The organism is Curtobacterium sp. MCLR17_055, from assembly GCF_003234305.1.
GTDB lineage: Bacteria > Actinomycetota > Actinomycetes > Actinomycetales > Microbacteriaceae > Curtobacterium > Curtobacterium flaccumfaciens.
The window spans coordinates 12911-37962 of the sequence record NZ_QKSX01000003.1; the positions used below are offsets into that span (position 1 = coordinate 12911).

Below are 25052 nucleotides of genomic sequence, written 5' to 3' on the forward strand. Positions count from 1 at the left end.
TCGGGGCCATCGTGCGATTGTCCGGATGCGGTCAGAACAGGGCGTCCCCCTCGTGCACCGCGAGCAACATCGCCGCGGCGGTCCGGGCCGTGCGGACCGGTTGCACCGAGCGGTGGACCGTCGCCTCGACGTGGGCTCCGTGGAGCAGCAGGGTGAGCGCCTGGCCGAGGTGCGCCGGCAACGCGGCGGCCGCGCAGCGTTCGGCGACGTGCGCCTCGACCTGCCGCAGCTGGTCGTGCAGCAGGTCGACGAGATCGGTCCCGTCAGCGGCTGCTCCTGCTCCGGCGTGGGCCGTGTCGGACCACGCCCGGTGCCCGTCGGCCACGAGTCGGTGCTCCAGGTGGGTGAACACGGCGAGCAGCCGGTCCCGGGGGTCGTCGAAGGCGGCCTCATGCTCCAGCAGCCCGCGCATCCACTCGTCGTGCCGGTGGCGGACGGTGTCGAGCGCATCGAGCGCTCCGAGCCCGACCGGCGCTCCGGACGAGGCGGTCGGTTCGGCCACGAGGGTGGTGCTGCTCACGCTGCGACGAAGAAGTCCGCGTACGTCGGGTCAGCCGGGACGCCCCGCACCACGCCGGACAGCCGTCGGGTGATGAGCGCCTCGAGTTCGGTGGGGGGTGTCAGGCCGCGGCGGCGCCACTCGAGGGGCTGGGCACGGAGTTCGTCCATCGCGTCGTCGTCGAACGGCTGGGCCACGGGGCTCATGCGCCGAGACCGATCACGACGACGGCCGCGGATGCCGTGGCGGTGACCGAGACGATCCCGGTCGCGGTCGCGGCGACCATGAGCGTCCGGAGCCGAGCCTGTTCGCGGATCTCGGTGAAGGGGCTGCGCTCGGAGACGCAGCGTGCACGGCGGGCCACTGCAGTGTGGGCGTGCTTCGGGGCGAGTGCGGTGTCGGTGGTGAAGGTGGTCGTGGTGGTCATGGCTCGGGCCCATTCCTCTCTGCGTCCTCGCCGGCGTCGGCGGTCCTGGCGATCGGGCTGGCATCGACGGTAGGTCGGGCTCCCCGGCGGTCGTGGACGAACCGGGGTCGGACGGCGAAAGTCGGACAGCCGATGTGCGGAAGGTGTCCGGAACCGGCCCGCCCACCAGCGCGATCCGGCCAGGACGGTCCTGCGAAGGCGTTCGTGGCGTCCGGACGAGGATGGCGTCGACACGACGAACGGAGGACCCGGTGACCCTCGGCCTGCACAACGGATCGAGCGGGTGGCAGCGCGTGCGACGGCACGGCCTGCTCCTCGCGAACGTCGCCGTCTTCGTCGTGTGCTTCGTCGGCATGGTGTTCGCCGGGTGGCGGGTGTCCGCGGCGGACGCGCTGCAGCACGGCGAGGCGGCCGTGTCGCTCTGGGGCTTCCTGACGAGCGGTGACTTCGCCGAGGCGACCTTCGAGAACTGGGAGAGCGAGTTCCTGCAGATGGGCGCGTACATCGTGTTCACGGTGTTCCTGTTCCAGAAGGGGTCGAGCGAGTCCGAGCCCCTGGACGAACAGAGCCCGCAGGACGAGGACCCCCGGGAGCACGCCGACGACCCGAAGGCTCCGTGGCCGGTGCGCCGGGGCGGGATCGTGCTCGTGCTGTACGAGAACTCGCTGCTGATCCTGTTCGCGGTGCTGTTCCTCGGCAGTGTCGTCGGGCACGTGATCGGTGGCGCTGCGGCCTACAACGAGGAGCAGCTCGAGCACGGCGACAGCGTGGTCTCGGCGTGGGGCTACCTGGGCACGAGCCAGTTCTGGTTCGAGTCGATGCAGAACTGGCAGTCGGAGTTCCTGGTCATCTCGGTGATGGTGATCGCCACCGTGTCACTACGGCAACGAGGGTCGAGCCAGTCGAAGCCCGTGGCCGCGCCGACGGAGCAGACCGGGGCCTGAGCCGACCCGGCTGACGATGATCGCGGGGTTTCCCCACCGACCACGGGGGGCAGCACCGGTGTGCGGGCGGACCCCCGCGGCGAGGCTGGTGTCGGGCAATAAGCTCGTCACCGACACGAAGAGGTCCGCATGTACACCGCCGTCGCCACCCCGGGCGCCCCCACCACCGCCCCCCGGTTCCGACCGTTCCGAGCCGTCGCCGACGGCAGCACCTGGCGGGCCTTCGCGTTCCACGCCGCGCACCTGCCGATCGCGATCGCCGCGCTGGCGTGGTTCGTCGTGGTGCTGGCCGTCGGCATCCCGGTGTCGTTGACCTGGGTCGGCCTGGTCGTCGCCGCGTTCCTGCTCGGTGGGTCGCACTGGTTCGCCGCGGTCACCCGCCGGATGTCCGCCGCGCTGCTCGGGCAGGTCGTCGTCGCCCCGGCACCGCCCCGTGCAGGTTCGACGCCGCTCGGCACCGCGTTCGCCCGGCTGTCGGACGGCCCCACCTGGCGGGCGTTCGCGTACCTGCTCGCGGGGTTCGTGCTGACCACCACCACGTTCGCCGTCTCGACCGCTGTGCTCGTCAGTGGTCTGGGCGCGATGACCCACGCGGCGTGGGGGCACTTCCTGCCGGCGCAGCGGAGCACGGACGGCGAGCTCCACAGCGGTGCGCAGTTCCTCGGCGTGTACGTCGACACCCCGCCGCTGCAGGTCGCGTTCGCGGTGCTGGGCCTGCTCATCGTGCTGTTCCTCTGGCCCGCGGTGAACCACGGGCTCGCGGCACTGCAGCGCGTGGTCATCCGCGCTCTGCTCGGTGCCACCGCCCGCGACCTGCGGCTCCGCCAGGTCACGGCCTCGCGCGACGCCGCCGTGCTCGACGCCGACACCACCCTGCGCCGCATCGAGCGGGAGCTGCACGACGGCACCCAGGCCCGGCTCGTCGGCCTGGCGATGACCCTCGGCGACGCCCGCGACCGCCTGCAGACCGGCGCTGACCCGGACGCGGTCACCGCGCTGGTCGACCGGGCGCACGCGTCGACCAAGGAGGCCCTGGTCGAGCTCCGCGCCCTGGCCCGCGGCATCCACCCGCCCGTCCTCGACGAGGGGCTCGAGGCCGCGCTGACCTCGGCGTGCTCCCGGACCCCGTTCCCCGTCGCGCTGTCGGTGGACCTGCCCGTCCGGCCGTCCCGCGTCGTCGAGGGCATCGCGTACTTCGGGGTGCTCGAGCTGCTGACGAACGTGTCGAAGCACGCCGGAGCCTCGGCCACCGCCGTCCGGGTCGGCATGCTCGGCACCGACCTGCTCGTCGAGGTCGAGGACGACGGCCACGGCGGGGCCCACGTCGCGCTCGGCACCCCCGACGGTCACGGCACCGGCCTGGCTGGGGTGCTCGAACGGCTGCGCGCCGTCGACGGTGACCTGCAGGTTGACAGCCCCGCCGGCGGCCCGACCCGCATCCGGATGCGCATGCCGAGCGGAGCCGAACGGTGAGGATCGTCGTCGCCGACGACAACACGATCGTGCGCGAGGGGCTGACGTCCCTGCTGCGCGGTCGCGGGCACGAGGTCGTGCCGGTGTCGGACGGCGACGCCGCGGTGGCCGCCGTCGCGCACGGCGCGGTCGACGTCGTGGTGATGGACATCCGGATGCCGCCGACCCACACCGACGAGGGCGTCCGCGCGGCCATGCGGGTGAAGGACGTCCGGCCCGACGTCGGGGTGCTCCTGTTCTCGCAGTACGCCGAGGCGCAGTGGGCGCGGGCGCTGCTCGACGTCGCCACCGTCGGCGTCGGGTACCTGCTCAAGGACCAGGTCGCCGAGGTCGGCACCTTCATCGACTCACTGCACCAGGTCGCAGCGGGCAACGTCGTGCTCGACCCCGAGGTGGCGGCCGCACTGGTCCAGGCGCCGCGTGCCACGAGCGGTCCGCTCGACTCGCTCACCGCCCGCGAGACCGACGTGCTGCGCCTGATGGCCGAGGGGCGGTCGAACGCCGCGATCGCGGACACGCTGTTCCTGTCCGGCGGGACCGTCGAGAAGCACGTCACCGCCGTCTTCACCAAGCTCGGGCTCGAGGCGACGCCGAACGAGAACCGGCGGGTGCTCGCGGTCCTGCGGTTCCTGGCGGACTGAGCGGGGCCCTGGACGGGCCGAGCCTGAACGGGAGGCCCGTGGCGGACCCGCCATGGGCCTCCCGTCCGGTCCGCACCACGCTGGTGCGGTAGGTTCCTGCCGAACGCAGTCCGCACGTGAGAGGGGGCGCCCGATGGCGCAGGGGCACCGCTCTCCGCCCACGATGAGCGACGTCGCCGCCGTGGCGGGTGTCTCGAAGAAGACCGTCTCGAACGTGCTGTCCGGCTACGAACACGTCTCCGTCCGCACCCGTGACCGCGTGATGGCCGCCGTCGACGAGCTCGGCTACGAACTCAACGTCTCGGCCCGGAACTTCCGCGCCGGACGCTCCAAGGTGCTCGGGCTCGCGGTGCCGGAACTGCGGCAGGCGTACTTCGCCGAACTCGCCGACGCCGTCATCCGCGCTGCCGGAGCCGTGGGCTACACGGTGCTCATCGAGCAGACCGCGAGCGGCGTGCGCGAGGCGGACGCGATCACCCGGATGCGCGAGCACTCCATCGACGGCATCATCTACAGCCCGCTGACCGTCCGGCCGAGCGACGCCGCCGCGCTCGAGGTGAAGTTCCCCCTGGTCGTGCTCGGTGAGCCGATCCCGGACGCCCCCGTGCCGTTCATCGCCATGTCGAACGCCGACGCGCTGCGGGACGCGACCGCCCACCTGCTCGACGCCGGTCGCCGGTCGATCGCGTTCATCGGCTCCGACCCGTCGGGCCCCGTGCGCACGGCGCAGGAGCGACTGCGGGGCTACCGCGAGGCGCTCGACGACCACGGTGTGCCGTTCGCTCCCGAGCGGGTCGTGCCGACCGCGCTGTGGCACCGGGCCGAGGGTGCGGCGGCCGCACGGCAGCTCCTCGACGCCGGCGTGCCGGTCGACGGGATCGTCTGCTGCAACGACGCGCTGGCGCTCGGGGCGATGAGTGCCCTGCAACTCGCGGGCCGGACCGTGCCGGACGACGTCGCGGTCGTCGGGTTCGACGACATCGAGGAGTCGGCGTACTCGACCCCGGCGCTGACCACGGTGTCGGCCGACTTCGACCGCACGGCGGCGACGGCGGTCGGGGTGCTCGTCGCCCAGCTCGAGGAAGGCGCCCCGGCGGCACCCGGGGTGCTGCGCTCGCGCCACGCGCTGGTGGTGCGGGCGTCGTCAGCGACCCGCTAGGGACGGGAGGCCCGTGGCGGACCCGCCACGGGCCTCCAGTCCGTCAGGTGCCGGGTCTCAGGCCGCGACCGCCTCCGCAGGTCGGTCACGCAGTGCCGGGCAGTGCTCGGCGGTGGGGTGCTCGGTGATCTCGATGACCTGGTCGAGCCGGCCCCGGACCGCCTCGAGCTCGGCCAGCTGCGCGGTGATCCGGTCCCGCTCCGCGATGAGCAGCGCGAACGACTCCGGCGTCGACTCCCCGCGGTCGACGCATGGCAGCAGCTGCACGATCGTGCGGCTCGCGAGCCCGGCGGCGAACAGCTGCTGCACGAGCTGGACCCGCTCGACGGCGGCGTCCGTGTAGACCCGCTGCCCGCTCGCGGTGCGCGACGCGGTGAGCAGCCCCTGCTCCTCGTAGTACCGCAGCGAGCGGACGCTGACGCCGGTCTCTGCTGCGAGGTCACCGATGCGCATGGTGCTCCGATCCGGGGCTTGCCCCTGACATGGATGTGAGGTCTTAGCGTAGCCGAGCCGCTGCGGGAGACACCCGAGCGGCAGGAGGAGACACCATGGACATCGCTGGATCGGTCGCACTCGTCACCGGCTCGAACCGGGGCATCGGACGCCGCTTCGCCCTGGAGCTGCTGGAGCGCGGGGCGTCGAAGGTCTACGCGACCGCACGCCGCCCCGAACTCGTCGACGTCGAGGGCGTCGTCGCGCTGCCCCTCGACATCACCGACCAGGCCTCGGTCGACGCGGTGGCCGCAGCCGCGGGCGACGTGACGCTGCTCGTGAACAACGCCGGCATCTCGACGCAGGGCTCCCTGGTGACCGACGACCTGACCATCGTCCGGAAGGCCATGGACACGCACTTCTGGGGCAGCCTGTCGATGATCCGCGCCTTCGCACCGGTGATCGAGCGGAACGGCGGCGGCGCGATCGTCAACGTGCTGTCGGCCCTGTCGTGGTTCGCGGCGCCCGGCGCGGGTGGCTACGCCGCGGCGAAGGCGGCCGAGTGGAACATGACGAACGCCGTCCGCCTCGAGCTCGCCGACCGGGGCATCAGCGTGCAGGGACTCCACCTCGGTGCGGCCGACACCGACATGATGGGCGACTACGACGGTCCGAAGACCGACCCGACGGACGTGGCCCGAGCGGCACTCGACGGTGTGGAGCGTGGCGTGGCCGAGGTGCTCGTCGACGACTGGAGCCGGATGGTGAAGGCGTCGCTCGCCGATGCACCGGAGCCCTTCTACGCGCAGATGGCCTGAGCGCCGCCCCTGACTGGGGGCGTGTCCCCGCAGCGCAGTCCTGGACCCGCTGCGTGGTCATCGGCGAGCATGGACCCCGATCAGGAGCGGGGGGCACGTCGCCTGCCGCTGGAAGGGAACCATGCGTCCTGTCAGGAACGCGCTGAGCACCGGGGCGATCGTCGCGATCCTCGCCGGCCTCACCATCACCGCAGCACCCGCCCAGGCGGCGACCCCGGGGGCCGGCGCGAGCTGCGCCCCCGGGACCCTGTCCGTGCAGACGCTCGAGAGCGGCTGCACGGCGACCTCCGGCACGGTCGTGACGCCGGACGGACGCACCTTCGCGCTCCCCGCGCCGGGTGAGAGCGTCATGGCGAGCAGCTCGGCCGCCCCCGGGGCGCCCGAGCTCGCCGACGTCCTCATCGCGAACAACGGCTCCGCCGGTGTCGCCGTCCGAGTGGACGAGGCCTGGACCGGTTCGGCCCCCGCCGTCCAGCAGGAGCGTGCGCAGAGCCAGGCCGCGACGGCACAGGCCGCTCCCGCCGCGACGACCGCTGCGACCACGAAGTGCACGAGCACGGCGTACAAGGCGTCCGGCTACACCTGGCCGAGCACGGTCAAGTGGTACTACAACCAGACCGGGCAGAAGTCGACGTACGCCAAGGACGCCCTGCGCAAGGGGGCGAACGCCTGGAACGGCACGATCTCGGCGTGTGACCGGACCGTCACGTCGACGGCGAAGAACGACTACCTGCGTCTCGCGACCCAGAAGCCCAACCTCACCGACCAGGGCGGCTGCTCGCGGAACAACGGCTACAACGTGATGGGCTGGGGCAAGCTCCCGACCGGCACCCTCGGTGTCACCTGCGTCTGGTTCGACGGCAACGGCAACGCCCGCGAGGCCGACCAGCGCTACGCCACCGGCTTCAAGTGGAGCTCGACGGCCACCTGCTCGGGTGCGCGCTTCGACACCCAGGTCGTCGCGACGCACGAGTGGGGCCACCTGTACGGCCTCGACCACGTGAAGACCGGCACCGGCCAGGTCATGGAGCCGTCCGGCGGCTACTGCGAGCTCGACGGCCGCACGCTCGGCCGTGGCGACATGACGGGCATCTCGACGCTCTACTGAGCTCGACGCTCTGCAGGGACACGGACGGGGTCGTGGCGGAGAACCGCCGCGACCCCGTCCGTTTGCGGGTCTCGGTCAGACCGCGTCGGCGCAGTCGGTCTCGGTCAGACCGCGTCGGCGCGCAGGAACTCCGCCACCGGCGTCGACCCGGTGTTGAAGCGGAACGTGTTGCCGGCCGTGCCGGGGTTCTCGACCACGTCGGCGACCACGTGCGCCACGTCACCGCGCGGCACCTGCGTCGACGAGCCGTCCCAGTCGACGGAGCCGGTCGGCTCGTCGTCGGTCAGGGTGCTCGGGGCGACGATCGTCCACTGCAGCCCCGAGTCGCGGAGCACGGCGTCGGCGATCATCTTCGACTGCGCGTACGCGAAGAAGTCCTGGTCCTGCGGGACGCCGTGGTCGAGCTGCGAGCCCGAGAACGACACCATCACGTACCGGTCGACGCCGGCCTGCTTCGCCCCCTGGATCGACAGCACCGCAGCGTCGCGGTCGATCGCCCAGGTCCGGTCGACGGACCCGCCACCGGCACCGGCCGACCACACCACGGCGTCGTGCCCGCGGACGAGTTCGGCGAAGTCGTTCAGGGACTGCTGCTGGATGTCCGCGACGAGCGGTTCGCCGCCGTGGGCTCGGATCTCGTCGGACTGGTCGGCGTTCCGGATGACGGAGGTGACCGTGTGTCCGCGCTCGGACAGGATGCGGGTGGCGAGGAGTGCGACCTTGCCGTGGCCGCCGAAGACGATGACGTTGCTCATGGGCCGGACGCTACTCGGCGCGGCTCCGTGCCCGGGGAACGCCCGGGGAACGCCGGACGTCCGCCCGTCGCCCGCGATGCTCGGAACACCCGAGGTCACCCTGCGTACCGTCGGGGGCAACACGACAGGAGTCACGATGAGCAAGCAGCACGAGCAGCACACCCTGGTCCGCACCCTGGTCCTCGGCATCATGAGCGGCGGCCGGAGCGCCACCCCGCTCGCCGTCCTCGCACTGAACCACGACCGGTCCTCGCTGAAGGGTTCGTGGCAGCAGTGGAAGGTCTTCAGCACCCCGGTCGGCCGCGGGCTGCTCGTGGCCTCCGCCATCGGTGAGCTCATCGGCGACAAGCTGCCGAAGACCCCGAACCGCATCGCCCCGTCCGCACTGCTCGGACGGATCGCGTCCGGTGCCCTCGCCGGTGCCGCCCTCGGCACCACCGGCAAGCGCGACCTGCGCATCGAGGGCGCGATCCTCGGTGGCGTCGGTGCCCTCGTCGGCAGCTTCGTCGGCTGGGGTGCGCGGAAGGCCCTCGGGGGTGCGGGCCTGCCCGACCCCGTCGTCGCGCTCGCCGAGGACGCCGCGACCATCGCCGGTTCCGTGAAGGTCATCACCGCCGACTGAGCGCGGCGGGCGCGGCGCTCGTGCGCGGCGCTCGTGGGCGCCGCGCACGCCGCGGGCGCGTTTCGTGAGCAGGAACGGTCGGGTCGCACCGCCGCACCCGACCATTCCTGCTCACGATCCGCACGCCTCGGCCTACGGTGGCCCCCATGCACATCGTCGTCATCGGAGCCACCGGCCACATCGGCTCGTTCCTCGTCCCCCGTCTCGTCCGCTCGGGTCACCGGGTCGTCGCCGTCGCCCGCGGCACGAGCACCCCGTACGCCGACGCCCCGGAGTGGCAGCAGGTCGAGCGGATCACCGCCGACCGCGAGCAGGAGGACCGCGACGGCACCTTCGGCAGCCGCATCGCCGCGCTCGGTGCCGACGCCGTCGTCGACCTCGTCTGCTTCACCGAGTCCTCGGCCGCAGCGCTGGTCGACGCGCTCCGCGGCACCGGCACGCACCTGGTGCACTGCGGCTCGATCTGGCGCGCCGGCGTCTCGCACGTGCTGCCGATCACCGAGCAGAACGCGACTCCGCCGTTCGGTGACTACGGCGTCAAGAAGGACGCAATCGCCCGGATGCTCAAGGAAGAAACCGCATCAGGCGGTTTGGTCACGACGTCGCTGCACCCCGGGCACATCAGCGGTCCGGGCTGGACGCCGATCGGTCCGCTCGGCAACCTCGACACGTCGGTGCTGACGAAGCTGTCCGCCGGCGAACCGCTCGAGGTCCCCGGTCTCGGCGCCGAGACGATGGCACCCGTGCACGCCGACGACGTCGCGCAGGCGTTCCAGCTCGCGGTCGAGCACCGCGATGCGGCGGCGGGCGAGGACTTCTTCGTCACGGCTCCGACGGCGCTCACCGCGCGCGGGTACGCCCACCTGGCAGCGTCGTGGTTCGGCCAGGAGGCCCGGCTCGACCCCGTCACGTGGGACCGGTTCCGCGAGACCACGGCTCCAGAGCACGCTGACGCCAGCTGGGAGCACCTGTCCCGCAGCCAGGTCTTCAGCACCGAGAAGGCGCGTCGCCTGCTCGGCTACGCGCCGGCGTTCACCGCCGAGGAGACCGTGCTGGACGCCGTGCGCTGGCTCGTCGACCACCGTGAGCTCGAGGTCGCGAACCCCCTGGTCCGCTGAGCCCCGTGATCAGGCCCGCTCCGGCTCGACCACGAGCCCATGGTTCCGGTGCACGACCCAGACCGTCGCGGCGAACCCGGTAAGCACCGCGGCGCCGATCGTGACCGCCGTCCAGCCCCCGGCGTTCCACAGCACCGACGCCAGCGCGGAGCCGATCGCACCGCCGATGAAGTTCGAGGTGACGAACGCCGTGTTGAGCCGGCTCCGCGCGGCCGGGTCCACCGAGAAGAGCCGGGTCTGGTTGAGCACGTTCGCGGCCTGCACGGCGACGTCGAGCAGCAGCACGGCGAGCAGCACCACGACGATCGAGTGCGCACCGATCCCGGCGACGACCAGGGAGACGAGCAGGAGCACGATCGCTCCCCCGGTGACGGGTACCGACAGCCCGCGGTCGTGCAGTCGCCCGACCCGCTGCGCCGCAACGGCACCCGCGAGCCCCACCAGGCCGACCAGCCCGATGCTGCTGGTGGAGAAGTCGTAGGGGTCGCTGCTCAGCAGGAACGTCAGGGCGGTCCAGAACATCGTGAACACGGCGAACACCGACGAGCTGATCACCAGCGTGACCTGGACGGTCCGGTGGGTCCGGACGGCACGGAACACCGACAGGATGAGCTGCGGGTACTGCACCCCGCCGCGGGCCTCAAGTTCGGGGATGGCGCGCCGCAGCAGCAGGGCCAGGACCACCGCGACGACGGCGGCGAGCACGTAGATCGCACGCCACCCGAACGCGTCCGCGACCAGGCCGCTGATCGTCCGCGACACCAGGATGCCGGTGAGCACCCCGGACGCGATCGTGCCGACGACGCGTCCGCGCTGCGCGGGGTCGGCGAGGTCCCCGGCCAGCGGGATGAGGAGCTGCCCGGCGACCGTGGTCAGCCCGACCAGTGCCAGGGCGACCAGGAGCGTCGCGAAGGTCGGAGCGATCGCGGCGAGCAGCAGCGCGACGGCGGAGGCGACGAGCACCCAGGGGATCAGGCGCCGGCGGTCGAGGACGTCCCCGAGCGGCACGACGAGCAGGATGCCGAGGGCGTAGCCGACCTGGGTCAGCGTGACGAGCAGCCCGGCGAGGGACGCCGAGGTGCCGAGCGACGATGCGATGTCGTCGAGCAGTGGCTGCGACCAGTACAGGTTGCCGACCGCTGCTCCCCCGGCGACGGCGAACAGCAGGGTCCGGCCCGTCGACATCGAGTGGTCGGTGGTCATGCTGCGGGTGCTCCCTCGTTCACGGCGGCCAGGGCGTTCAACGTGCGCGGGTAGCCGATGAGCGGGACGAGCACGGTCAGGACGTCCAGCATCTGCCGGCGGGTGTTCCCGACGTTCAGGTTGCCGGCCACGTGCCCCTGCACCTGGGCGTCGGCCCCGCCGAGTGCCGCGAGCAGCGCGAAGGTCAGGAGTTCACGGGTGGGCAGCGACAGGCCGTCCCGGCCGACGGTGTCCCCGAAGCAGTTGCCGGACAGGAACCGCTGGAAGTGCACGGCGTCCGCGGGGGCGGTCTCGTACATCGCGTCGACGCGGTCCGCACCGACGACGGAGCCCTGCACCGCTCGGCCGCGCTCGAGTCGGTCCGCCGGGGTCGTCGTCGACTGTCCGGCCAACGGCAGGGTGACCCCGCGGGCGACCAGCACGGTGTTGGTGATCGTCAGGAAGTCGCCGACGCGTGCGGAACCGACGTACGCCACGGCCTGGTAGACGATCTCCTTCGCCTCGGTGGGCGAGAGCGGGCCGTCGAGGGCCTCGTCCAGCAGGTCGCGGAACGCCGCCGGCGCCCCGGCCGCGATCGTCGCACCGAGCTGGACGACCACGCGGTCGTGCTCGCTGAGTGCTGCGTTCCGCAGGGTCTCGTCCACGAAGTCGGCGTGGTACCGGGCGAACTCGGGGTCGGTGTCGGCGAAGGTCATGTCCTCGACGCTAGGGCCGACCGCGGAGCCGTGACAGGTGCTGTCCTCCCCCCTCAGCCGTCACCGTCGCCGGAACAGCTCCCCCAGGTGCCACGGGCCGGGCGCGAGCCGCACCGCTGCCTCGGCTCGGACCCGCTCCTCGAGTTCACGGTCGCGGGTGAGCTCGTGGATCTCCTGCTCGGCACGCCACCGGAACCGCAGTCGGCCGAGGAACCCGGTCGGCGGAGCCGGGACGACGGTCTCGACGGACTCGGTCTCGTTCACGCGTCCTCCCCGGCAGCAGCAGCACCAGCGACGGAAGCAGCACCGGCGACGGAAGCGGTCGACGCAGCCGCCGCACTCGTCGCACCGGTCGCGCTCGTCGCCGCGAGGTTCGCCAGCAGTTGCAGCCGTTCCTCGGACGCCGACCCGGGCTCGGTGCCGTACACGACCATGGTCAGCCCCGAGTCCGTGACGAGCTCCATCGTCTCGTAGCTCATGTCGATGTCGCCCACGTCCGGGTGGTGCACGCGCTTCACACCGCTCCGGTGCCGCATCACGTCGTGTGCGGCCCAGCGCCGCCGGAACTTATCACTGCGGGTGGAGAGCTCCCCGATCAGGTCGGTCAGTCCCTTGTCGTACGGCGAGCGGGCCGCCTCGGCGCGCAGGGCGGCGACCACGTCGCCGGCGACCGAGTCCCAGTCTCGCCAGAACTGCTGACCGCGCGGGTCGAGGAACGCGAAACGCGCGGTGTTCGGGGTGCCGGAGGGCGACAGGAACAGCGGCGAGTACACCGCTCGGGCGAGCGCGTTGCCGGCGAGGAAGTCGAACCGGCCGTTGCGGACCCAGGCCGGGGCGCTGATCGAGTCGAGCACCCGCTGCACGTTCGGCCGGACCTTCGACGTCGGGATCGTCCGGCGTGAGGCACCCGAAGCGTTCTGCAGACGGGCCAGGTCGAACAGGTGCGCGTGCTCGGCATCGTCGAGAAGGAGCGCGCGGGACAACGACTCGAGGACGCTCTCGGAGACCCCGGTCAGGTTTCCGCGCTCGAGGCGGACGTAGTAGTCGACGCTCATCCCCGCGACGAGTGCGAGCTCTTCGCGCCGCAGTCCCTTGACGCGGCGGACCCCACCGAAGTCGGGCAGACCGACCTGCTGCGGCGTGACGCGCTCGCGGCGTGTGCGGAGGAAGTCGCGCACTTCGCTTCTGGTGTCCATGCGTCCACGGTACGGCCGGCCGGGTGCCGGAAGCAGGGGTTGCTGGTACCCGTCAGCAGGGGGTCGGCGGCGTAGCGTCGTCGGCATGGAGACAGTCACCCTGAACAACGGACTCGAGATCCCCGCCATCGGTTTCGGCGTGTTCCAGAGCGCCCCGGAGGAGACCGTGGACGCCGTCCGCACGGCGCTGGAGACCGGGTACCGCCACATCGACACCGCCGCCGCGTACGGCAACGAGCGCGAGGTCGGCGAGGGCATCCGCGCCTCGGGCGTCGACCGCGACGACATCGTGGTCGAGACCAAGATCTGGGTCTCGGACTACGGCTTCGACGAGACCCTGCACGCCTTCGACAAGGCCACCGGCAAGCTCGGCTTCGACACGATCGACGTGCTGATCCTGCACCAGCCCGCACCGGACCGCTTCGAGCAGACCGTGCAGGCGTACCGGGCACTCGAGCGCCTGTACGCCGACGGCCGGGTCCGCGCGATCGGTGTGAGCAACTTCATGCCCCACCACCTGCGCTCCCTGCTCGAGCAGTCCGACGTCATCCCGGCGCTCAACCAGGTCGAACTGCACCCGTACTTCACCCAGCCGGACGTCCAGCGTGCCGACGCCGAGCACGGCATCCTCGACCAGGCGTGGTCTCCCATCGGCGGCATCACGTTCTACCCGGGCTGGGGCGACGAGCGGGTCAGCGTGATGGACGACCAGACGATCCGGTCGATCGCCGAGGCGCACGGCAGGACGCCGGCGCAGGTGATGCTCCGCTGGCACGTGCAGCAGGGGCGGAACGCGATCCCGAAGTCGACGAACCCCGGTCGCATCGCCGAGAACTTCGCCGTCTTCGACTTCGCGCTGACGGACGACGAGCTCGCGCGGCTCGACGCCCTGGACACCGGCCGTCGCAACGGCCCGGACCCGGACGGGACGGACACGAGCCGGTTCGACCGGGTGATCCCGGAGGTCTGACGCGACCACCAGCGGCCGGGAGGCGCGGTGCGGGCTGGCGCCGTCCTCCCTCGCAGGCTCGGTCGGCGCGGCCCGCGTGACGCTGGCGCGTCACCGCTGAGCGGGCCGCGCCAGACCCTGGGTGGTCGCGACCACCGCGTCAGGCGAGCTGGCGCGCCCGCTCCGCGATGCCCTCGGTCGCCGCCCACGAGGCCAGCACCCGCAGGGCGTCGGCCGTCGGGCTGCCCGGGGTCGCCGGGTAGATCGTGAGCGAGAGCCCCGGGTCCTCGGCGAGTTCGAGCGTCTGGAAGTGCAGTTCGAGCGGCCCCACGACGCTGTGCCGGAACGACTTCACGCCGGCGTAGTGGCGTCGGACGTCGTGCGCTGCCCAGAGGCCGCGGAAGTCGTCGCTCCGCATCGACAGCTCGCCGATCAGCGCGGCGAGGTCCTTGTCGTTCGGCGTCCGGCCCGCTTCGCGGCGCAGGATCGCGACGTTCGTGTGCGCGGCCCGCTGCCAGTCCTGGTAGAAGTTCCGCGCCTGCGGGTCGAGGAAGATGAAGCGCGAGAAGTTCATCGGCCGTGCTGGTGCCGCGACCAGGTCCGAGTGCATCGCGAAGCCGAGCGCGTTCGCGGCGACGATGTCCTGCCGGTTGTTGATGATCATCGCCGGGGCGTCCGTGACGACGTCGAGCAGGTACTGCAGCTCGGGCCGGACGGCAGCGACGGGCACGACACGACCGGCGCGACGCGGGGTCTCGTTCTGGTGCTGCGACAGGTCGCGCAGGTGTTCCTGCTCGGCGGGGTCGAGCTGCAGGGCCCGGCCGATGGCGTCGAGCACGCTGTCCGAGACCCCCTGCAGGTTCCCGCGCTCGAGTCGCGTGTAGTAGTCGATGCTGACGCCGGCCAGTCGTGCGACCTCTTCGCGACGCAGCCCGGTGACGCGGCGCCGTGTGCCGAAGGTCTCGACGCCGGCCTGCTCGGGGGTGATGCGGGCGCGACGGCTGGAGAGGAAGTCGCGCGCTTCGTCGCGGTGGTTCATGCCGTCACGGTACTTGGCCCCATCCGGGGCGAGCGAGGGGCTGCGGGAACCCCTTTCACGTGCGCGTGAACGGGACGGAGACGATCCGGTCGTCCCCGCTCGACGGCGTCCCACGGCCGTCGGTGTTGTTCGTGACGAACCAGAGCGTGTCCGACGGGCCCTCGAGCACCGTCCGGATGCGGCCGAAGTCACCCGCGAAGTACTCGGTCGCGGTGCCGGGGTCGTCGGCGGGGACCGCCCGGAGCACCTCGCCCCGCAGGTTCGCGACGAACACCGTGTCGTTGACGACGGCGAGGCCGCTCGGGGACGCCTCGTCGGTGGACCACTGCTGCACGGGGTCGACGAACCCCTGGTCCTCGCCGCCGGTGCCCTCGACCTCGGGCCAGCCGTAGTTCGACCCGGGCTCGATCACGTTGAGCTCGTCGTTCGTGTTCTCGCCGAACTCCGACGCGAACATCGTGCCGTCCGACGACCACCCCATGCCCTGCACGTTGCGGTGCCCGAGGCTCCACACCGGCGAGCCGTCGATCGGGTTGTCGGCGGGGACGTCGCCGTCCGGGGTGAGCCGCAGGATCTTGCCCGCGAGTGACTCCTCGTCCTGCGCGTCCGTGCTCGCGCCGGCGTCCCCGACGCTCGCGTAGAGCATGTCGTCGGGCCCGAACGCGATCCGGCCGCCGTCGTGGAACGTGTTCTTCGGCAGCCCGTCGATGATCGTCGTCGCCTCGCCGAGCCCCCACGACCCGGTGCTCCCCGTCAGCTCGTACCGCTGGATCCGGTTGCCGTCGTCGGCCGTGGAGTAGACGAACAGGTCGTCGTCGTGCAGCGCGAGCCCGAGCAGTCCGCCCTCGCCGCCGTGGCTGACACCGTCGACCGTGCCGACCTGACGGGTGGTGCCGTCGGACCGCAGCTCGAGCACCCGGGCCGAGTCGCGCTCGCTGACCAGCGCGTCGCCGTCGTCACCCGTCAGGACCACCGACCAGGGGGCCTCCAGGCCGGTGACCACGTCGGTGGTGTCACCGTCAAGCGCCACCTGACCGGCCGACAGGTCGGCGGGCGCGGTCGCGCGCGCCGACGGCGAACCGCCCCGGTCGGATCCGTCCCGCTCTGCTCCGTCGCCGCTCGTGCAGGCGGTGAGGGCCAGTGCGGCGACGGCGGCGAGGCCGGCCACCGACCAGCGGCGGCGGCTGCGGGGCATTCCGGCGGGTGTGTCCACGATGATCCTCCCGGGGTCGTGGGTCGATCACACACGCTGCGTTCGGGAAACCCCTGAGGGGGTCTGTCGGCACCTCCCGACGGTGCGCACAGCCGCCTACCGTCGTCGGCATGCAGATCGAACCGAAGCAGCCGACCGTCAAGAACCCGCCCGAGCAGTTCACCGGCGACGTGTACCTCGACGCCATCGCCTCGCCGAAGGAGCCCGGTCAGACGATGACCGTCGCCAAGGTCCGGTTCCTGCCCGGCGCCCGCACCGCCTGGCACTCGCACGCCAAGGGCCAGACCCTGCACGTCACCGAGGGCGTCGCGCGGATGGGCACCCGGGACGGCCGCGTCATCGAGGTGCAGGCTGGACAGACCGTCTACACGCCGGCCGGCGAGGAACACTGGCACGGCGCGACACCCACCGACTACATGGAACACCTCGCGATGCTCGAGGCCGCCGACGACCCGGCGACGACCACCACCTGGCTCGAGCACGTGAGCGACGAGGAGTACACCGCATGACCACCATCGCCATCGTCGGGGCCGGCAAGGGCCTCGGCCTCGCCGTCGCCGAGCGCTTCGCCCGTGAGGGCTTCGCCGTCGCCCTGATCTCCCGCAACCAGGACCGCCTGGACGGCCTCGCCGCGGAGCTGCGCGAGCGCGGCCACACCGCAGCCGGGTTCGCCGCGAACGTCCGAGACGGGGACTCCCTGCGCACCGCACTCGAGCGCGCCACCGAGCAGCTCGGCCCCATCGAGGTGCTGCAGTACAGCCCGCTCCCCGCCAAGGAGTACATGCGCCCCGTGCTCGAGACCACGGCGGACGACCTGGTCGGCCCGATCGAGTTCTCGGTCTACGGCTCGGTCAACGCCGTCCGCCAGGTGCTGCCCGGCATGCGCGCGATCGGCCACGGCACGATCCTGTTCGTGAACGGCGGCAGCGCGGTCCGACCGGGCGCCCGCGTCACCGGCACGTCCGTCGCCTTCGCCGCCGAGAGCGCCTACGCGCAGCTGCTGCACGACGCCGTCCGCGACGAGGACGTCCACGTCGGCCAGCTCATCATCCCGTTCGGCATCGACGACGGGCGGCCCGAGCACTCCGGGGAGTCCATCGCCGACCGCCTGTGGGCGATCCACACGGAGCGCGGCGACTTCCGCACCTACGCGGAGGCGCTGCCCGAGCTCGCGTGAGTGGCATCGAGTGAGCAGAACGCGACGAGTCCGAAAACCCGACCCATCGCCTTCTGCTCACTCCATGACGGACTGGAGGCCCGTGGCGACGCCGCCACGGGCCTCCAGTCCGTCACTCCGGCAAGTGCACCTTCGCGAGATCCATCGACGCGTCTCGCCAGGAGCGCGCGCGGGCGGTGCTCATCACCGCGACGTGCGGTTCTGCCCATTCGGTGATCGCCGGCCCGCGCATCAGTCGACCGGTGTGCGCGATCACGGCTCGGAGTGCGGCCTCGGTCAGCTCGGCCGCGAACGCCTCGCCCCCGGGCACCCCCGCGAGTTCGGTGAGGTAGGCATCCCCGAACCGTTCCGCAGCCGCCGCGCGCAGATAGGGGCTGTCGAGGCGCTCGTACCAGCGCCGGACGAACGCGTCGTACGGAGCCATGTCCACAGCGAAGCCGCCCGAGGCGAAGAGCAGGTCGGCCACCCGGTCGGGAGCCAGCCCCTGAGCTTCGGCGACCGCGGCTTCGATCGCTCCGGCATCGACGAGCCGTGCAATTTCGCTCATCTCACCCATCCGTTGCTGATGTGGCCACTCAAGGACGTCCGCGCTGTGATCGTTCGGTTGTTGTGACGCCAAAGGTAGTCAATGTGCTTCCGAGTCTTCGTTGCGGGTCACTTCGTGAGCAGAAGACGTCGAGTCCGAGCAGCCGACTCGACATCTTCTGCTCACCAAGCGAAGCGGAGCGCACGAGGCAGCGCGCGCGTCAGTGCGCCCGTCGCACCGCCACCCGCCGCCGACCCCGCGAGGTCAGCCAGGCCCCGGCCGTCACCACGAGGGGCAGGCCGATCGCGAGCAGCGCCAGCACCGGCCAGTCCGGCACGAACGGCATGTGGTTCACGCCGACCGGGCTCTCGGTGAAGCGCAGGGTCAGGGCGCGGATGGGCAGGAGTCCGAGGAGCGTCCCGATCACCGAGCCGACCGTGGCCAGGATCGCCGCCTGCCAGGTCGACACCCCTCGGCGCAGGCGCGGTGCGGCACCGATGGCGTCGAGCACCTCGTCGTCCCGCCGGCCGTCGGACCGTGCGAGTCCGATCGCCACCGCCGTCGCACCGATCGTGACGGCCGCGGCCAGTGCGAGCACGATCGCCCGGATGATCGCCTCGTTGTCGGTGGGGCCGGCTTCGTACATGAACGACGGGCCGCTCCACCGGGCACGGTCGTCGCCGCCGAAGCTCTGCCACGCCGAGCTCAGCTCGTCCGCCTGGGCCGGGTCGAGGTCGTGGGGCAGCGTCGTGACGAGCATGCCGTCGACCACGGGCACGCCGTACCGTTCGGCGGTCGCCTTCGTCATGAAGACGCCGACCTGGATCCGCGGGGTCTGCACGTCGAGCACGGCGGGGATCGAGACGCTGGCCGCCGGTCGGCTCCGCTCGGTGATGGGGTCGCTCTCCCACGTCCGGTCGTGGAAGGTGTCGACGCGGACCGCGCCGTCGTGGGCGTACTCGGGCCAGAGCGACACGGCCTCGCCGCCCTCGAGCGCGTCCCGCACGGCGGCGGACGGCCGGTGCCCGGTGAGCACGGCGTAGTCGTCCACGGTCCCGGTCCAGATGTGCGGGCTCGACACGCTCGCCGTGTCCAGGTAGTACGAGCAGCTCCTGGTGTCGTTCACCGGGCAGTCGTACGCGCTCCAGCGGTGCGGGATCGTGACGGTCGAGGGGGTGTCGCCCGGCTGCTCCTGCGCGACACCGAGCACCCGGATGCGGTCCTGGTCGAAGACCCCGGACACCACCTTCGCGGCGTGGGCCGTCAGTTCTGCGTCGTGGCGACCGGTACTGCCGCCGTCCTTCGTCTCGGTCTGCACCTCGGCCGTCGCGACCCCGACCGCCGTCGAGTACTCGTACCCACGGACGTACTGGGCGTGGCTCGACGCACTCCACGTGATCACGACGGAGGCCACGAACACGACGCTCATCACGCTCGCCAGCACGGGCACCGTGCGGACCGGGTTGCGGCGGGCGTCGCGGGCGGCGAGCCGGGCGGACAGACCGGCCCGCGAGGTGAGCCGGGTGATCAGGGCGAGCAGCCACGGTGAGCAGATGGCGATGCCGAGCTGCATCAGGCACGGCCCGATCGCGACGCCGGCACCGACGACGTAGGCCCACCGGTCGTGCTGCACCGGGCGGTCGTTGAGCATGAGGACGCCGACGCCGCACGCCATCGTCATCACGGCTCCGAGGACCATGAGCAGTGGGCCCCAGATGCGCCGACGACGGCGGGCCGGACGGCTGACAGGCACCGGACGGAGCGAGCCCCGCAGCGCCGCGAGCACGTTGATCCGGGTCGCCGACCGTGCGGCGACGAGCGCGGAGACGAGTCCGGCGAGCACCCCGGCGGCCGCGATGGACAGCAGCAGGAGCGGCGGCACGTGCAACCCGGGGAACGACGCCACGTTGCCGTTGTCGATCAGTCGGTAGGCGAGCACCCCGATCCCGGTGCCGGCGGCGACCCCGAGGACCGCGCCGACGAGCCCGAGCACCAGGCCCGACCCGGCGACGATCGTGCGGACGAACCGTTTGTCGCCGCCGACGCTCGTGACGATGGCGTACGAGCGGGTGTCCGCCCGTGTACCGACCAGGAACGCGGCCCCGGCGAGCAGGGCGACCTCGAACATCGCGAAGACGCCGAGCAACCCCATCGCCCCGAGGTACCAGCCGAGCGACGAGCCCAGCTGCCCACCGGGGAGCCGGGCGTCGGGCGGGTCGAGCACGACCGGACGCGACTGCACGATGATGCCGTGCGCATTGAGCTGCCGGATCTCCGACCACGTCGGGGCGTCCGACGGCAGGTACACGGTGACGTCGGTGAGCCCGACGTCGTCGGTGGTGTCGGTCGTCGAGAGCGTCGTGCCCCAGGGCAGGAACACGCCCTGCGAACCCGGGTCCGTCCCCAGGTCGGTCATGGTGCCGGTGATCGTGAAGCGCTTGGTGACCGGGTCGGTCAGGTCCACCGTGTCGCCGATGTGCGCCCCGAGGCGGTCGAGCGTCGCCGGCGTGACCATGAGCTCACTGCGCGTGGTCGGCCTGGAACCGTCGAGCACGTGCCAGTGGCCCTCGAGCGACGGGTCCCAGACGCTGCCCTCGACCGCGGTCAGGCCGACGGGACCCTTCGGCCCCTGGACCACGACGGGTGTGCCGCCGACCGGGATCGACAGCGCGCCGTCGGGCACGTGGGCCAGGACGTTCGTGAACGGGGAGTCCTCGTCCGACTCCGTGACGGGGCTGTTCCGCTTCGAGTCCGTGGACTGCCACTGCACCGGGTCCTGCACCATGCCGGGCAGGTCCGGGCCGGACACCCGCATCTGCGCCGATGCCTGGCCGAGGTCGTAGTCGAGCCGCTCGGTTGCGGTGGCCTGTGTGGACTGCACCACGACGGCGACCGCGGCGAACCCGGCGGTGGGGATCCCGATGAGCGCGATGATCAGTGCCGCACGGCCCGCCTTCGCGAACGCCAGTCGACGCCCCAGGCGGAGCGCCGGTCTCAGGGCGAACGGCGTCCGGCCGGTCCCGGCACGCCGACCCCGGCTCACGAGGCGGTCCGGTCCGTCAGCGCCGCCTCGACGCCCGAGTACACGGTCTCGTCGACCACCCGACCGTCGCGCAGGAACACGATCCGGTCCGCCCAGGCCGCGTGCCGGGCGTCGTGGGTCACCAGGAGGGCGCCGGCTCCGGCGTCGACGTGCCGACGGAGCATGCGGAGCACGACCTCGCCGGTCTGCGAGTCGAGGGCTCCGGTCGGTTCGTCGGCGAGCACGAGCCGGCGCTCGCCCACCACGCCGCGGGCGATCGCGACGCGCTGCTGCTGGCCGCCGGACAGGTCGTCCGGGTAGGCGTCGGATCGGTGCGACAGCTCGACGTTGTCCAGCGCGAGTTCCGCGGCGCGGCGGGCCTGCGAGGCCTTCCACCCGTCGAGCTCGAGCGGCAGTGCCACGTTCTCGACCGCGGTCAGCGAGGGGATCAGGTTGAAGTCCTGGAACACGAACCCGATGAGCCGGCGCCGCAGCGCTGCGAGCTCCTTGGCGGGACGGTCGGACACGAAGGCGCCGTCGATCAGCACCTCACCGCTCGTCGGTGGCAGCAGGGTGCCGGCGCAGGCGAGCAGCGTCGACTTGCCCGACCCCGAGGTGCCCATCACGGCCACCATCTCGCCGCGCTCGACCCGCAGGTCGATGCCGGCCAGGGCGGTAACGGCCTTCGCGCCGGAGCCGTAGTGCACGCTCACGGCATCGAGCTGCAGGAGCGGTGCGGCGGTCACCGTGCGCTCCGGGCAGCCGCAGCGGCAGCGGCAGCGTCGGCACTGGCAGGCGCCGCCGGGTGCTCGTCCGGCCGGTACCGCGCGACACTCGACTCCACGTGGTCGAGCCAGCGCACCTCGGCCTCGGCCTGGAACACCATCGACTCGAGCACGAGCGACCACGCCAGGTCCGTCGACGGGTCGGTCGTCCGCTTCAGCCGGGTCAGGTCCTGGAGGTTCCGGATCGCCGCACCGCGCTGCACCTGCACCAGCCGGGCGACGTCGACCCCGGGCACGGTCACGGCGAGGGCGAACTTGATCGCCAGCTCGTCGCGGCCGCGCTTGGCCGGCACAGGCTCGCTGAACCAGCGGGCCACCTCGGCCCGACCCGCGTCGGTCGCCGTGTAGACGACGTGTCCGTCGTCGTCGGCGTCGCCGCGGGCCACGAGGCCGTCGCGCTCCAGGCGGTCCAGGGTCGTGTAGACCTGGCCGATGTTCAGCGGCCAGCTCCCGCCGGTGCGGTGCTCGAACTCCCCCCGGAGCTGGTACCCGTAGCCGGGTCCCCCCACCAGCAGCGCGAGTACGCCCATCCGAACGCTCATGACACTTCCCCTGTCCCGGGCCACCGTGGCCATACTGAGTATGCACATACCCGGTATGCGTGCGCAAGCACGGATCTGGACAGGGCGGGAAAACGGACGGGAGGCGCGGTGCCAGCTGGCACCGCGCCTCCCGTCCGTCTGCTGGTCGCGTCGGGTCAGTGACCCAGCTTCGCCAGCTCCTCGAACTCGTCGTCGGTCAGCTCGACGGTGGCACCCGCGAGGTTGTCCTCCAGGTGCGCGACGCTCGACGTACCGGGGATCGGCAGCATCACCGGGGAGCGCTTGAGCAGCCAGGCGAGCGCGAGCTGTGCCGGGGTGGCACCCTTGCGCTCGGCGATCTCGGTGAGCGGCGAGTCCTCACCGGTCAGGCCACCCGTGGCCAGGGGGAACCACGGGATGAAGCCGATGCCCTGCTGCTCGGACCAGTCGAGCAGCTCCTCGGCGTCACGCTTCTGCAGGTTGTAGAGGTTCTGCACGGAGACGATCGTGGCGATCTCCTGCGCGGCCTTGACCTCGTCGACGGAGACCTCGGACAGGCCGATGTGGCGGATCTTGCCCTCGTCCTGCAGCTTCTTCAGCTCGCCGACCTGGTCCTCGAGCGGGACCTTCGGGTCGATGCGGTGCAGCTGGAACAGGTCGATGCGCTCGAGGCCCAGGCGGCGGAGGCTCATCTCCGCCTCTTGCCGGAGGTACTCCGGGCGGCCGACGGGCGGCCAGACGTTCGGGCCGGTGCGGGTGAGGCCGGCCTTCGTGGCGATGACGACGTCGTCGCCGTAGGGGTGCAGGGCCTCCTTGAGGAGCTCCTCGGCGACGTAGGGGCCGTACGAGTCGGCGGTGTCGAAGAAGTTCACGCCGAGTTCGACGGCACGCTTGAGGACGCGGATCGCCTCGTCGTGGTCCTTCGGCGGTCCCCAGACGCCGGGGCCGGTGAGCTGCATGGTGCCGTAGCCGAGCCGGTTGACCTCGAGGTCGCCGCCGATGCGGAAGGTGCCGGAGGACGCGGCCGGACGGTTCGTGGTGTCAGTGCCTGTGGTCATGTCCCCGGTCTACGCCCGGTGCGTTGCCGGTCCCTGAGTCGGTGTCCCCCGACCGCTTTCCGGGTTCGCAGGGTCTACGGACGGGTGGGCCGCGGGTACGGGGTCTCGCCGCGTTCGAGTCCGCCGACGAGCTTGGCGAGCCGGTTCGTCCGCACCGTGGCGTTCGGGGCGGTGGTGATGCGGTGCAGCACGGCGTACCGGTTGGTGGCGTCGAGCTCGGCGAACAGCGCGGCGGCTGCGGGGGCGGCGTCGAGCGCGGCCTGCAGGTCCTCGGGCACCGTGGCCGTTGCCGAGCCGGCGTAGGCGCGGTCCCACCGGCCGTCGCCCTTGGCGCGCTCGATCTCGGCGTGCCCGCGCTCCCGCATCCGCCCCTCGGCGATGAGTGCGGCGACCAGGCCGAGGTTCCGCTGCGACCACAGCGAGGCCTTCCGGCGCGGGGTGAACCGCTGGCGGTAGGTCGTGTCGTCGCGCCCGCGCCGCTGCCCGTCGATCCACCCGGAGCAGAGCGCCTCGTCGAGGGCCGTGTCGTAGGTCAGCGTCGTCGGCTCCGTGACGCCCTTCTTCGCGAGGACGAGCCACACCCCGTCCGGTTCGTCCTCGTGGTCGTCGAGCCAGGCACGCCACGCGGCGACGTCCGGCAGCACCAGGTCGACGATGTCCATGCGGTCATCGTAGGACCGGCCGGCCGCGCGGGTCAGGCCGCGCTGCTGCTGATCCGGGTCGCACTCGCCCAGTCGTGCACCCAGTCGGGCACGGTGAGGTCGCGGTCCGCGCCGCCCGCCGCCTCGAGCAGGTCCGCGGTCGGCACCGTCCCGCCGGAACGCCGCAGGAACCGGGCCTGCACCACGGCGCGGGCCATCACGGCACCCTGCCGCACGAACGTCTGCTCCAGGTACACGGCACGGTCGTCGACCCCGAGCACGTGGGTGCGGAGCTCGAACCGCTGCCCGAGCGTCAACGACCGCTTGTACGTGATCGTCTGCGCCGAGACGACGGGGTACCAGCCGTGCTCGGACAACGCGGCCCAGTACCCGGAGCGGAGCATCAGGTCGAGCCGACCGAGGTCGAGCATCGACAGGTACTTGCCGTTGTTGACGTGGCGCAGCGGGTCGAGGTCGGTGGGAGCGACCCGGAACGGCGTCCGGACCTCGTCCCAGAGCGACGCCCGACGGCGTCCACCGACCCGAGCGCGCAGGCGGGTGCGCAGCTGCAGCAGGAACAGTCGGAAGTACAGGTTCACGGATTGATCACACCAGTGCGCGGAGCACTCGTGCGAGCACCTTGGAGGAACCTCACGAAGCGCCGGTAGCCCTGGTCACCGCGGACCCGCTGCTTCCGACAACCGCCGGAGCGGCCGGGTGGGTCAGCCGGAGAACATCCCGCTGGAGGCGCTGCCACCCGGGTGCGCGGTCCTCGACACCCCTTCGGCCGTCGATCGAGCGGCGTCGGCCTCGACCATGGCACGTGACCCGGCCGCGGGGTCGGAGAAGTCCTCGAGGTCCGCGAGCGCCCGCCGCCGACGGCGGTTCTGCACCTCGAGCACGACGAGCAGGGCGCCGAGCACGACGACCACGGCGATGACGATCCAGATGACGACCACGACATTCCCCCGAGCCCGGGGCGTCTGCCCCGTCCCTCGCAGCGTAGCGGTGCGGAGGCGGGTACAGCCAGT

General features: G+C 72.0%; 30 protein-coding genes. 11 read left to right on the plus strand and 19 right to left on the minus strand.

Annotation, left to right across the window (positions count from 1 at the left end; all coding sequences use genetic code 11):
- Positions 1-31: 31 nt before the first annotated feature.
- From DEJ09_RS03355 to DEJ09_RS03365, 3 genes are read right to left on the minus strand one after another with little or no spacing between them, the layout of a single operon-like run.
- The gene (locus DEJ09_RS03355) at positions 32-520 is read right to left on the minus strand and encodes a hypothetical protein (RefSeq protein WP_111087649.1); all 489 of its coding nucleotides are present in this window, start codon (positions 518-520) and stop codon (positions 32-34) included.
- On the minus strand, positions 517-705 hold the full coding sequence (locus DEJ09_RS03360) for a hypothetical protein (protein ID WP_111099667.1): 189 nt from the start codon (positions 703-705) through the stop codon (positions 517-519). The genes DEJ09_RS03355 and DEJ09_RS03360 overlap by 4 nt, the downstream gene beginning before the upstream one ends.
- On the minus strand, positions 702-926 hold the full coding sequence (locus DEJ09_RS03365; RefSeq protein WP_110862921.1) for a hypothetical protein: 225 nt from the start codon (positions 924-926) through the stop codon (positions 702-704). The genes DEJ09_RS03360 and DEJ09_RS03365 overlap by 4 nt, the downstream gene beginning before the upstream one ends.
- 251 nt (positions 927-1177) lie before the next feature.
- On the opposite strand from DEJ09_RS03365, the gene DEJ09_RS03370 reads away from it, so the two are divergent.
- The 4 genes from DEJ09_RS03370 (at position 1178) to DEJ09_RS03385 (ending at position 5143) form a co-directional block, all read left to right on the plus strand.
- Positions 1178-1870 (plus strand): DUF6766 family protein, encoded by a 693-nt coding sequence (locus DEJ09_RS03370; protein WP_164941154.1) that lies wholly within the window; start codon positions 1178-1180, stop codon positions 1868-1870.
- 129 nt (positions 1871-1999) lie between these two features.
- Complete coding sequence (locus DEJ09_RS03375; protein WP_111087650.1) at positions 2000-3343, plus strand: sensor histidine kinase; 1344 nt, start codon at positions 2000-2002, stop codon at positions 3341-3343.
- Positions 3340-3984 carry a response regulator transcription factor gene (locus DEJ09_RS03380; protein WP_071248572.1) on the plus strand — a complete coding sequence of 215 codons (645 nt, stop codon included), beginning with the start codon at positions 3340-3342 and terminating at the stop codon, positions 3982-3984. The genes DEJ09_RS03375 and DEJ09_RS03380 overlap by 4 nt, the downstream gene beginning before the upstream one ends.
- A 163-nt stretch (positions 3985-4147) precedes the next feature.
- Positions 4148-5143: a LacI family DNA-binding transcriptional regulator gene (locus DEJ09_RS03385; RefSeq protein WP_181433255.1), complete on the plus strand. Its 996-nt coding sequence runs from the start codon at positions 4148-4150 to the stop codon at positions 5141-5143.
- A 57-nt stretch (positions 5144-5200) separates the two neighbouring features.
- Here the strand turns inward: DEJ09_RS03385 and DEJ09_RS03390 are convergent, their stop codons facing one another.
- The gene (locus DEJ09_RS03390) at positions 5201-5596 is read right to left on the minus strand and encodes a MerR family transcriptional regulator (protein WP_111038385.1); all 396 of its coding nucleotides are present in this window, start codon (positions 5594-5596) and stop codon (positions 5201-5203) included.
- A 95-nt stretch (positions 5597-5691) separates the two neighbouring features.
- Between DEJ09_RS03390 and DEJ09_RS03395 the strand changes: the two genes are divergently transcribed.
- Together DEJ09_RS03395 and DEJ09_RS03400 are read left to right on the plus strand one after the other, a co-directional pair.
- Positions 5692-6393: an SDR family oxidoreductase gene (locus tag DEJ09_RS03395; RefSeq protein WP_071404103.1), complete on the plus strand. Its 702-nt coding sequence runs from the start codon at positions 5692-5694 to the stop codon at positions 6391-6393.
- Between the two features lie 121 nt (positions 6394-6514).
- Positions 6515-7501 (plus strand): matrixin family metalloprotease, encoded by a 987-nt coding sequence (locus DEJ09_RS03400; RefSeq protein ID WP_111045734.1) that lies wholly within the window; start codon positions 6515-6517, stop codon positions 7499-7501.
- A 104-nt stretch (positions 7502-7605) separates the two neighbouring features.
- On the opposite strand, the gene DEJ09_RS03405 is transcribed toward DEJ09_RS03400, so the two are convergent.
- Complete coding sequence (locus tag DEJ09_RS03405; protein WP_071404101.1) at positions 7606-8256, minus strand: NAD(P)H-binding protein; 651 nt, start codon at positions 8254-8256, stop codon at positions 7606-7608.
- A 136-nt stretch (positions 8257-8392) separates the two neighbouring features.
- On the opposite strand from DEJ09_RS03405, the gene DEJ09_RS03410 reads away from it, so the two are divergent.
- Both DEJ09_RS03410 and DEJ09_RS03415 read left to right on the plus strand, forming a co-directional pair.
- Positions 8393-8878, plus strand: coding sequence for a DUF4126 family protein (locus DEJ09_RS03410; protein WP_181433003.1), 486 nt, complete (start codon positions 8393-8395; stop codon positions 8876-8878).
- Positions 8879-9024: 146 nt separating this feature from the next.
- Entirely contained in the window at positions 9025-9996 is a 972-nt protein-coding gene (locus tag DEJ09_RS03415; protein WP_111087653.1) for an NAD(P)-dependent oxidoreductase, read from the plus strand.
- 9 nt (positions 9997-10005) lie between these two features.
- On the opposite strand, the gene DEJ09_RS03420 is transcribed toward DEJ09_RS03415, so the two are convergent.
- From DEJ09_RS03420 to DEJ09_RS03435, 4 genes are read right to left on the minus strand one after another with little or no spacing between them, the layout of a single operon-like run.
- Positions 10006-11199, minus strand: coding sequence for an MFS transporter (locus DEJ09_RS03420; protein ID WP_111087654.1), 1194 nt, complete (start codon positions 11197-11199; stop codon positions 10006-10008).
- Positions 11196-11894: a carboxymuconolactone decarboxylase family protein gene (locus DEJ09_RS03425; RefSeq protein WP_111087655.1), complete on the minus strand. Its 699-nt coding sequence runs from the start codon at positions 11892-11894 to the stop codon at positions 11196-11198. The genes DEJ09_RS03420 and DEJ09_RS03425 overlap by 4 nt, the downstream gene beginning before the upstream one ends.
- A 60-nt stretch (positions 11895-11954) precedes the next feature.
- A complete protein-coding gene (locus DEJ09_RS03430) occupies positions 11955-12158 on the minus strand; it encodes a hypothetical protein (protein ID WP_071404097.1) in 204 nt (67 codons plus the stop codon).
- The gene (locus DEJ09_RS03435; RefSeq protein WP_111087656.1) at positions 12155-13090 is read right to left on the minus strand and encodes a helix-turn-helix transcriptional regulator; all 936 of its coding nucleotides are present in this window, start codon (positions 13088-13090) and stop codon (positions 12155-12157) included. The genes DEJ09_RS03430 and DEJ09_RS03435 overlap by 4 nt, the downstream gene beginning before the upstream one ends.
- Before the next feature lie 85 nt (positions 13091-13175).
- Here DEJ09_RS03435 and DEJ09_RS03440 point away from each other — a divergent pair, with 85 nt between their 5' ends.
- Positions 13176-14060 (plus strand): aldo/keto reductase, encoded by an 885-nt coding sequence (locus DEJ09_RS03440; RefSeq protein WP_111087657.1) that lies wholly within the window; start codon positions 13176-13178, stop codon positions 14058-14060.
- Between the two features lie 139 nt (positions 14061-14199).
- Here the strand turns inward: DEJ09_RS03440 and DEJ09_RS03445 are convergent, their stop codons facing one another.
- On the minus strand, positions 14200-15078 hold the full coding sequence (locus DEJ09_RS03445) for a helix-turn-helix transcriptional regulator (RefSeq protein ID WP_111023424.1): 879 nt from the start codon (positions 15076-15078) through the stop codon (positions 14200-14202).
- Positions 15079-15133: 55 nt separating this feature from the next.
- Entirely contained in the window at positions 15134-16291 is a 1158-nt protein-coding gene (locus DEJ09_RS03450; RefSeq protein ID WP_181433256.1) for a sorbosone dehydrogenase family protein, read from the minus strand.
- Positions 16292-16401: 110 nt separating this feature from the next.
- On the opposite strand from DEJ09_RS03450, the gene DEJ09_RS03455 reads away from it, so the two are divergent.
- Together DEJ09_RS03455 and DEJ09_RS03460 are read left to right on the plus strand one after the other, a co-directional pair.
- Positions 16402-16800, plus strand: coding sequence for a cupin domain-containing protein (locus DEJ09_RS03455; protein ID WP_071248546.1), 399 nt, complete (start codon positions 16402-16404; stop codon positions 16798-16800).
- Entirely contained in the window at positions 16797-17468 is a 672-nt protein-coding gene (locus DEJ09_RS03460) for an SDR family oxidoreductase (protein WP_111087659.1), read from the plus strand. Before DEJ09_RS03455 ends, DEJ09_RS03460 begins: the two co-directional genes overlap by 4 nt.
- A 112-nt stretch (positions 17469-17580) precedes the next feature.
- Here DEJ09_RS03460 and DEJ09_RS03465 read toward each other — a convergent pair whose 3' ends face one another.
- From DEJ09_RS03465 to DEJ09_RS03500, 8 genes are all read right to left on the minus strand, one after another.
- A complete protein-coding gene (locus DEJ09_RS03465) occupies positions 17581-18024 on the minus strand; it encodes a hypothetical protein (protein WP_111087660.1) in 444 nt (147 codons plus the stop codon).
- A 190-nt stretch (positions 18025-18214) separates the two neighbouring features.
- Positions 18215-21037, minus strand: a complete 2823-nt coding sequence (locus DEJ09_RS03470) for an ABC transporter permease (protein WP_111087661.1) — start codon at positions 21035-21037, stop codon at positions 18215-18217.
- Positions 21034-21762, minus strand: coding sequence for an ABC transporter ATP-binding protein (locus tag DEJ09_RS03475; RefSeq protein WP_071404089.1), 729 nt, complete (start codon positions 21760-21762; stop codon positions 21034-21036). Before DEJ09_RS03475 ends, DEJ09_RS03470 begins: the two co-directional genes overlap by 4 nt.
- Positions 21759-22343, minus strand: coding sequence for a PadR family transcriptional regulator (locus tag DEJ09_RS03480; protein ID WP_258370701.1), 585 nt, complete (start codon positions 22341-22343; stop codon positions 21759-21761). The genes DEJ09_RS03475 and DEJ09_RS03480 overlap by 4 nt, the downstream gene beginning before the upstream one ends.
- Positions 22344-22498: 155 nt before the next feature.
- Complete coding sequence (locus DEJ09_RS03485) at positions 22499-23380, minus strand: aldo/keto reductase (protein ID WP_110859382.1); 882 nt, start codon at positions 23378-23380, stop codon at positions 22499-22501.
- A 74-nt stretch (positions 23381-23454) separates the two neighbouring features.
- Complete coding sequence (locus tag DEJ09_RS03490; protein ID WP_111087663.1) at positions 23455-24042, minus strand: YdeI family protein; 588 nt, start codon at positions 24040-24042, stop codon at positions 23455-23457.
- Positions 24043-24074: 32 nt separating this feature from the next.
- Positions 24075-24620 (minus strand): acyl-CoA thioesterase, encoded by a 546-nt coding sequence (locus DEJ09_RS03495; protein WP_111087664.1) that lies wholly within the window; start codon positions 24618-24620, stop codon positions 24075-24077.
- Positions 24621-24743: 123 nt separating this feature from the next.
- Entirely contained in the window at positions 24744-24980 is a 237-nt protein-coding gene (locus tag DEJ09_RS03500) for a hypothetical protein (protein WP_111087665.1), read from the minus strand.
- Positions 24981-25052: the final 72 nt, after the last annotated feature.

Excerpts from the sequence above, each read along its gene's own strand:
- DEJ09_RS03375 (WP_111087650.1), top strand. The coding sequence starts at position 2,000 with ATGTACACCGCCGTCGCCACCCCGGGCGCCCCCACCACCGCCCCCCGG.
- DEJ09_RS03445 (WP_111023424.1), bottom strand. The coding sequence starts at position 15,078 with ATGAACCACCGCGACGAAGCGCGCGACTTCCTCTCCAGCCGTCGCGCC.
- DEJ09_RS03360 (WP_111099667.1), bottom strand. The coding sequence starts at position 705 with ATGAGCCCCGTGGCCCAGCCGTTCGACGACGACGCGATGGACGAACTC.
- DEJ09_RS03385 (WP_181433255.1), top strand. The coding sequence starts at position 4,148 with ATGAGCGACGTCGCCGCCGTGGCGGGTGTCTCGAAGAAGACCGTCTCG.
- DEJ09_RS03480 (WP_258370701.1), bottom strand. The coding sequence starts at position 22,343 with ATGAGCGTTCGGATGGGCGTACTCGCGCTGCTGGTGGGGGGACCCGGC.
- DEJ09_RS03485 (WP_110859382.1), bottom strand. The coding sequence starts at position 23,380 with ATGACCACAGGCACTGACACCACGAACCGTCCGGCCGCGTCCTCCGGC.
- DEJ09_RS03365 (WP_110862921.1), bottom strand. The coding sequence starts at position 926 with ATGACCACCACGACCACCTTCACCACCGACACCGCACTCGCCCCGAAG.
- DEJ09_RS03390 (WP_111038385.1), bottom strand. The coding sequence starts at position 5,596 with ATGCGCATCGGTGACCTCGCAGCAGAGACCGGCGTCAGCGTCCGCTCG.
- DEJ09_RS03395 (WP_071404103.1), top strand. The coding sequence starts at position 5,692 with ATGGACATCGCTGGATCGGTCGCACTCGTCACCGGCTCGAACCGGGGC.
- DEJ09_RS03410 (WP_181433003.1), top strand. The coding sequence starts at position 8,393 with ATGAGCAAGCAGCACGAGCAGCACACCCTGGTCCGCACCCTGGTCCTC.
- DEJ09_RS03465 (WP_111087660.1), bottom strand. The coding sequence starts at position 18,024 with ATGGGTGAGATGAGCGAAATTGCACGGCTCGTCGATGCCGGAGCGATC.
- DEJ09_RS03440 (WP_111087657.1), top strand. The coding sequence starts at position 13,176 with ATGGAGACAGTCACCCTGAACAACGGACTCGAGATCCCCGCCATCGGT.
- DEJ09_RS03420 (WP_111087654.1), bottom strand. The coding sequence starts at position 11,199 with ATGACCACCGACCACTCGATGTCGACGGGCCGGACCCTGCTGTTCGCC.
- DEJ09_RS03405 (WP_071404101.1), bottom strand. The coding sequence starts at position 8,256 with ATGAGCAACGTCATCGTCTTCGGCGGCCACGGCAAGGTCGCACTCCTC.
- DEJ09_RS03435 (WP_111087656.1), bottom strand. The coding sequence starts at position 13,090 with ATGGACACCAGAAGCGAAGTGCGCGACTTCCTCCGCACACGCCGCGAG.
- DEJ09_RS03415 (WP_111087653.1), top strand. The coding sequence starts at position 9,025 with ATGCACATCGTCGTCATCGGAGCCACCGGCCACATCGGCTCGTTCCTC.
- DEJ09_RS03460 (WP_111087659.1), top strand. The coding sequence starts at position 16,797 with ATGACCACCATCGCCATCGTCGGGGCCGGCAAGGGCCTCGGCCTCGCC.
- DEJ09_RS03455 (WP_071248546.1), top strand. The coding sequence starts at position 16,402 with ATGCAGATCGAACCGAAGCAGCCGACCGTCAAGAACCCGCCCGAGCAG.
- DEJ09_RS03490 (WP_111087663.1), bottom strand. The coding sequence starts at position 24,042 with ATGGACATCGTCGACCTGGTGCTGCCGGACGTCGCCGCGTGGCGTGCC.
- DEJ09_RS03425 (WP_111087655.1), bottom strand. The coding sequence starts at position 11,894 with ATGACCTTCGCCGACACCGACCCCGAGTTCGCCCGGTACCACGCCGAC.
- DEJ09_RS03400 (WP_111045734.1), top strand. The coding sequence starts at position 6,515 with ATGCGTCCTGTCAGGAACGCGCTGAGCACCGGGGCGATCGTCGCGATC.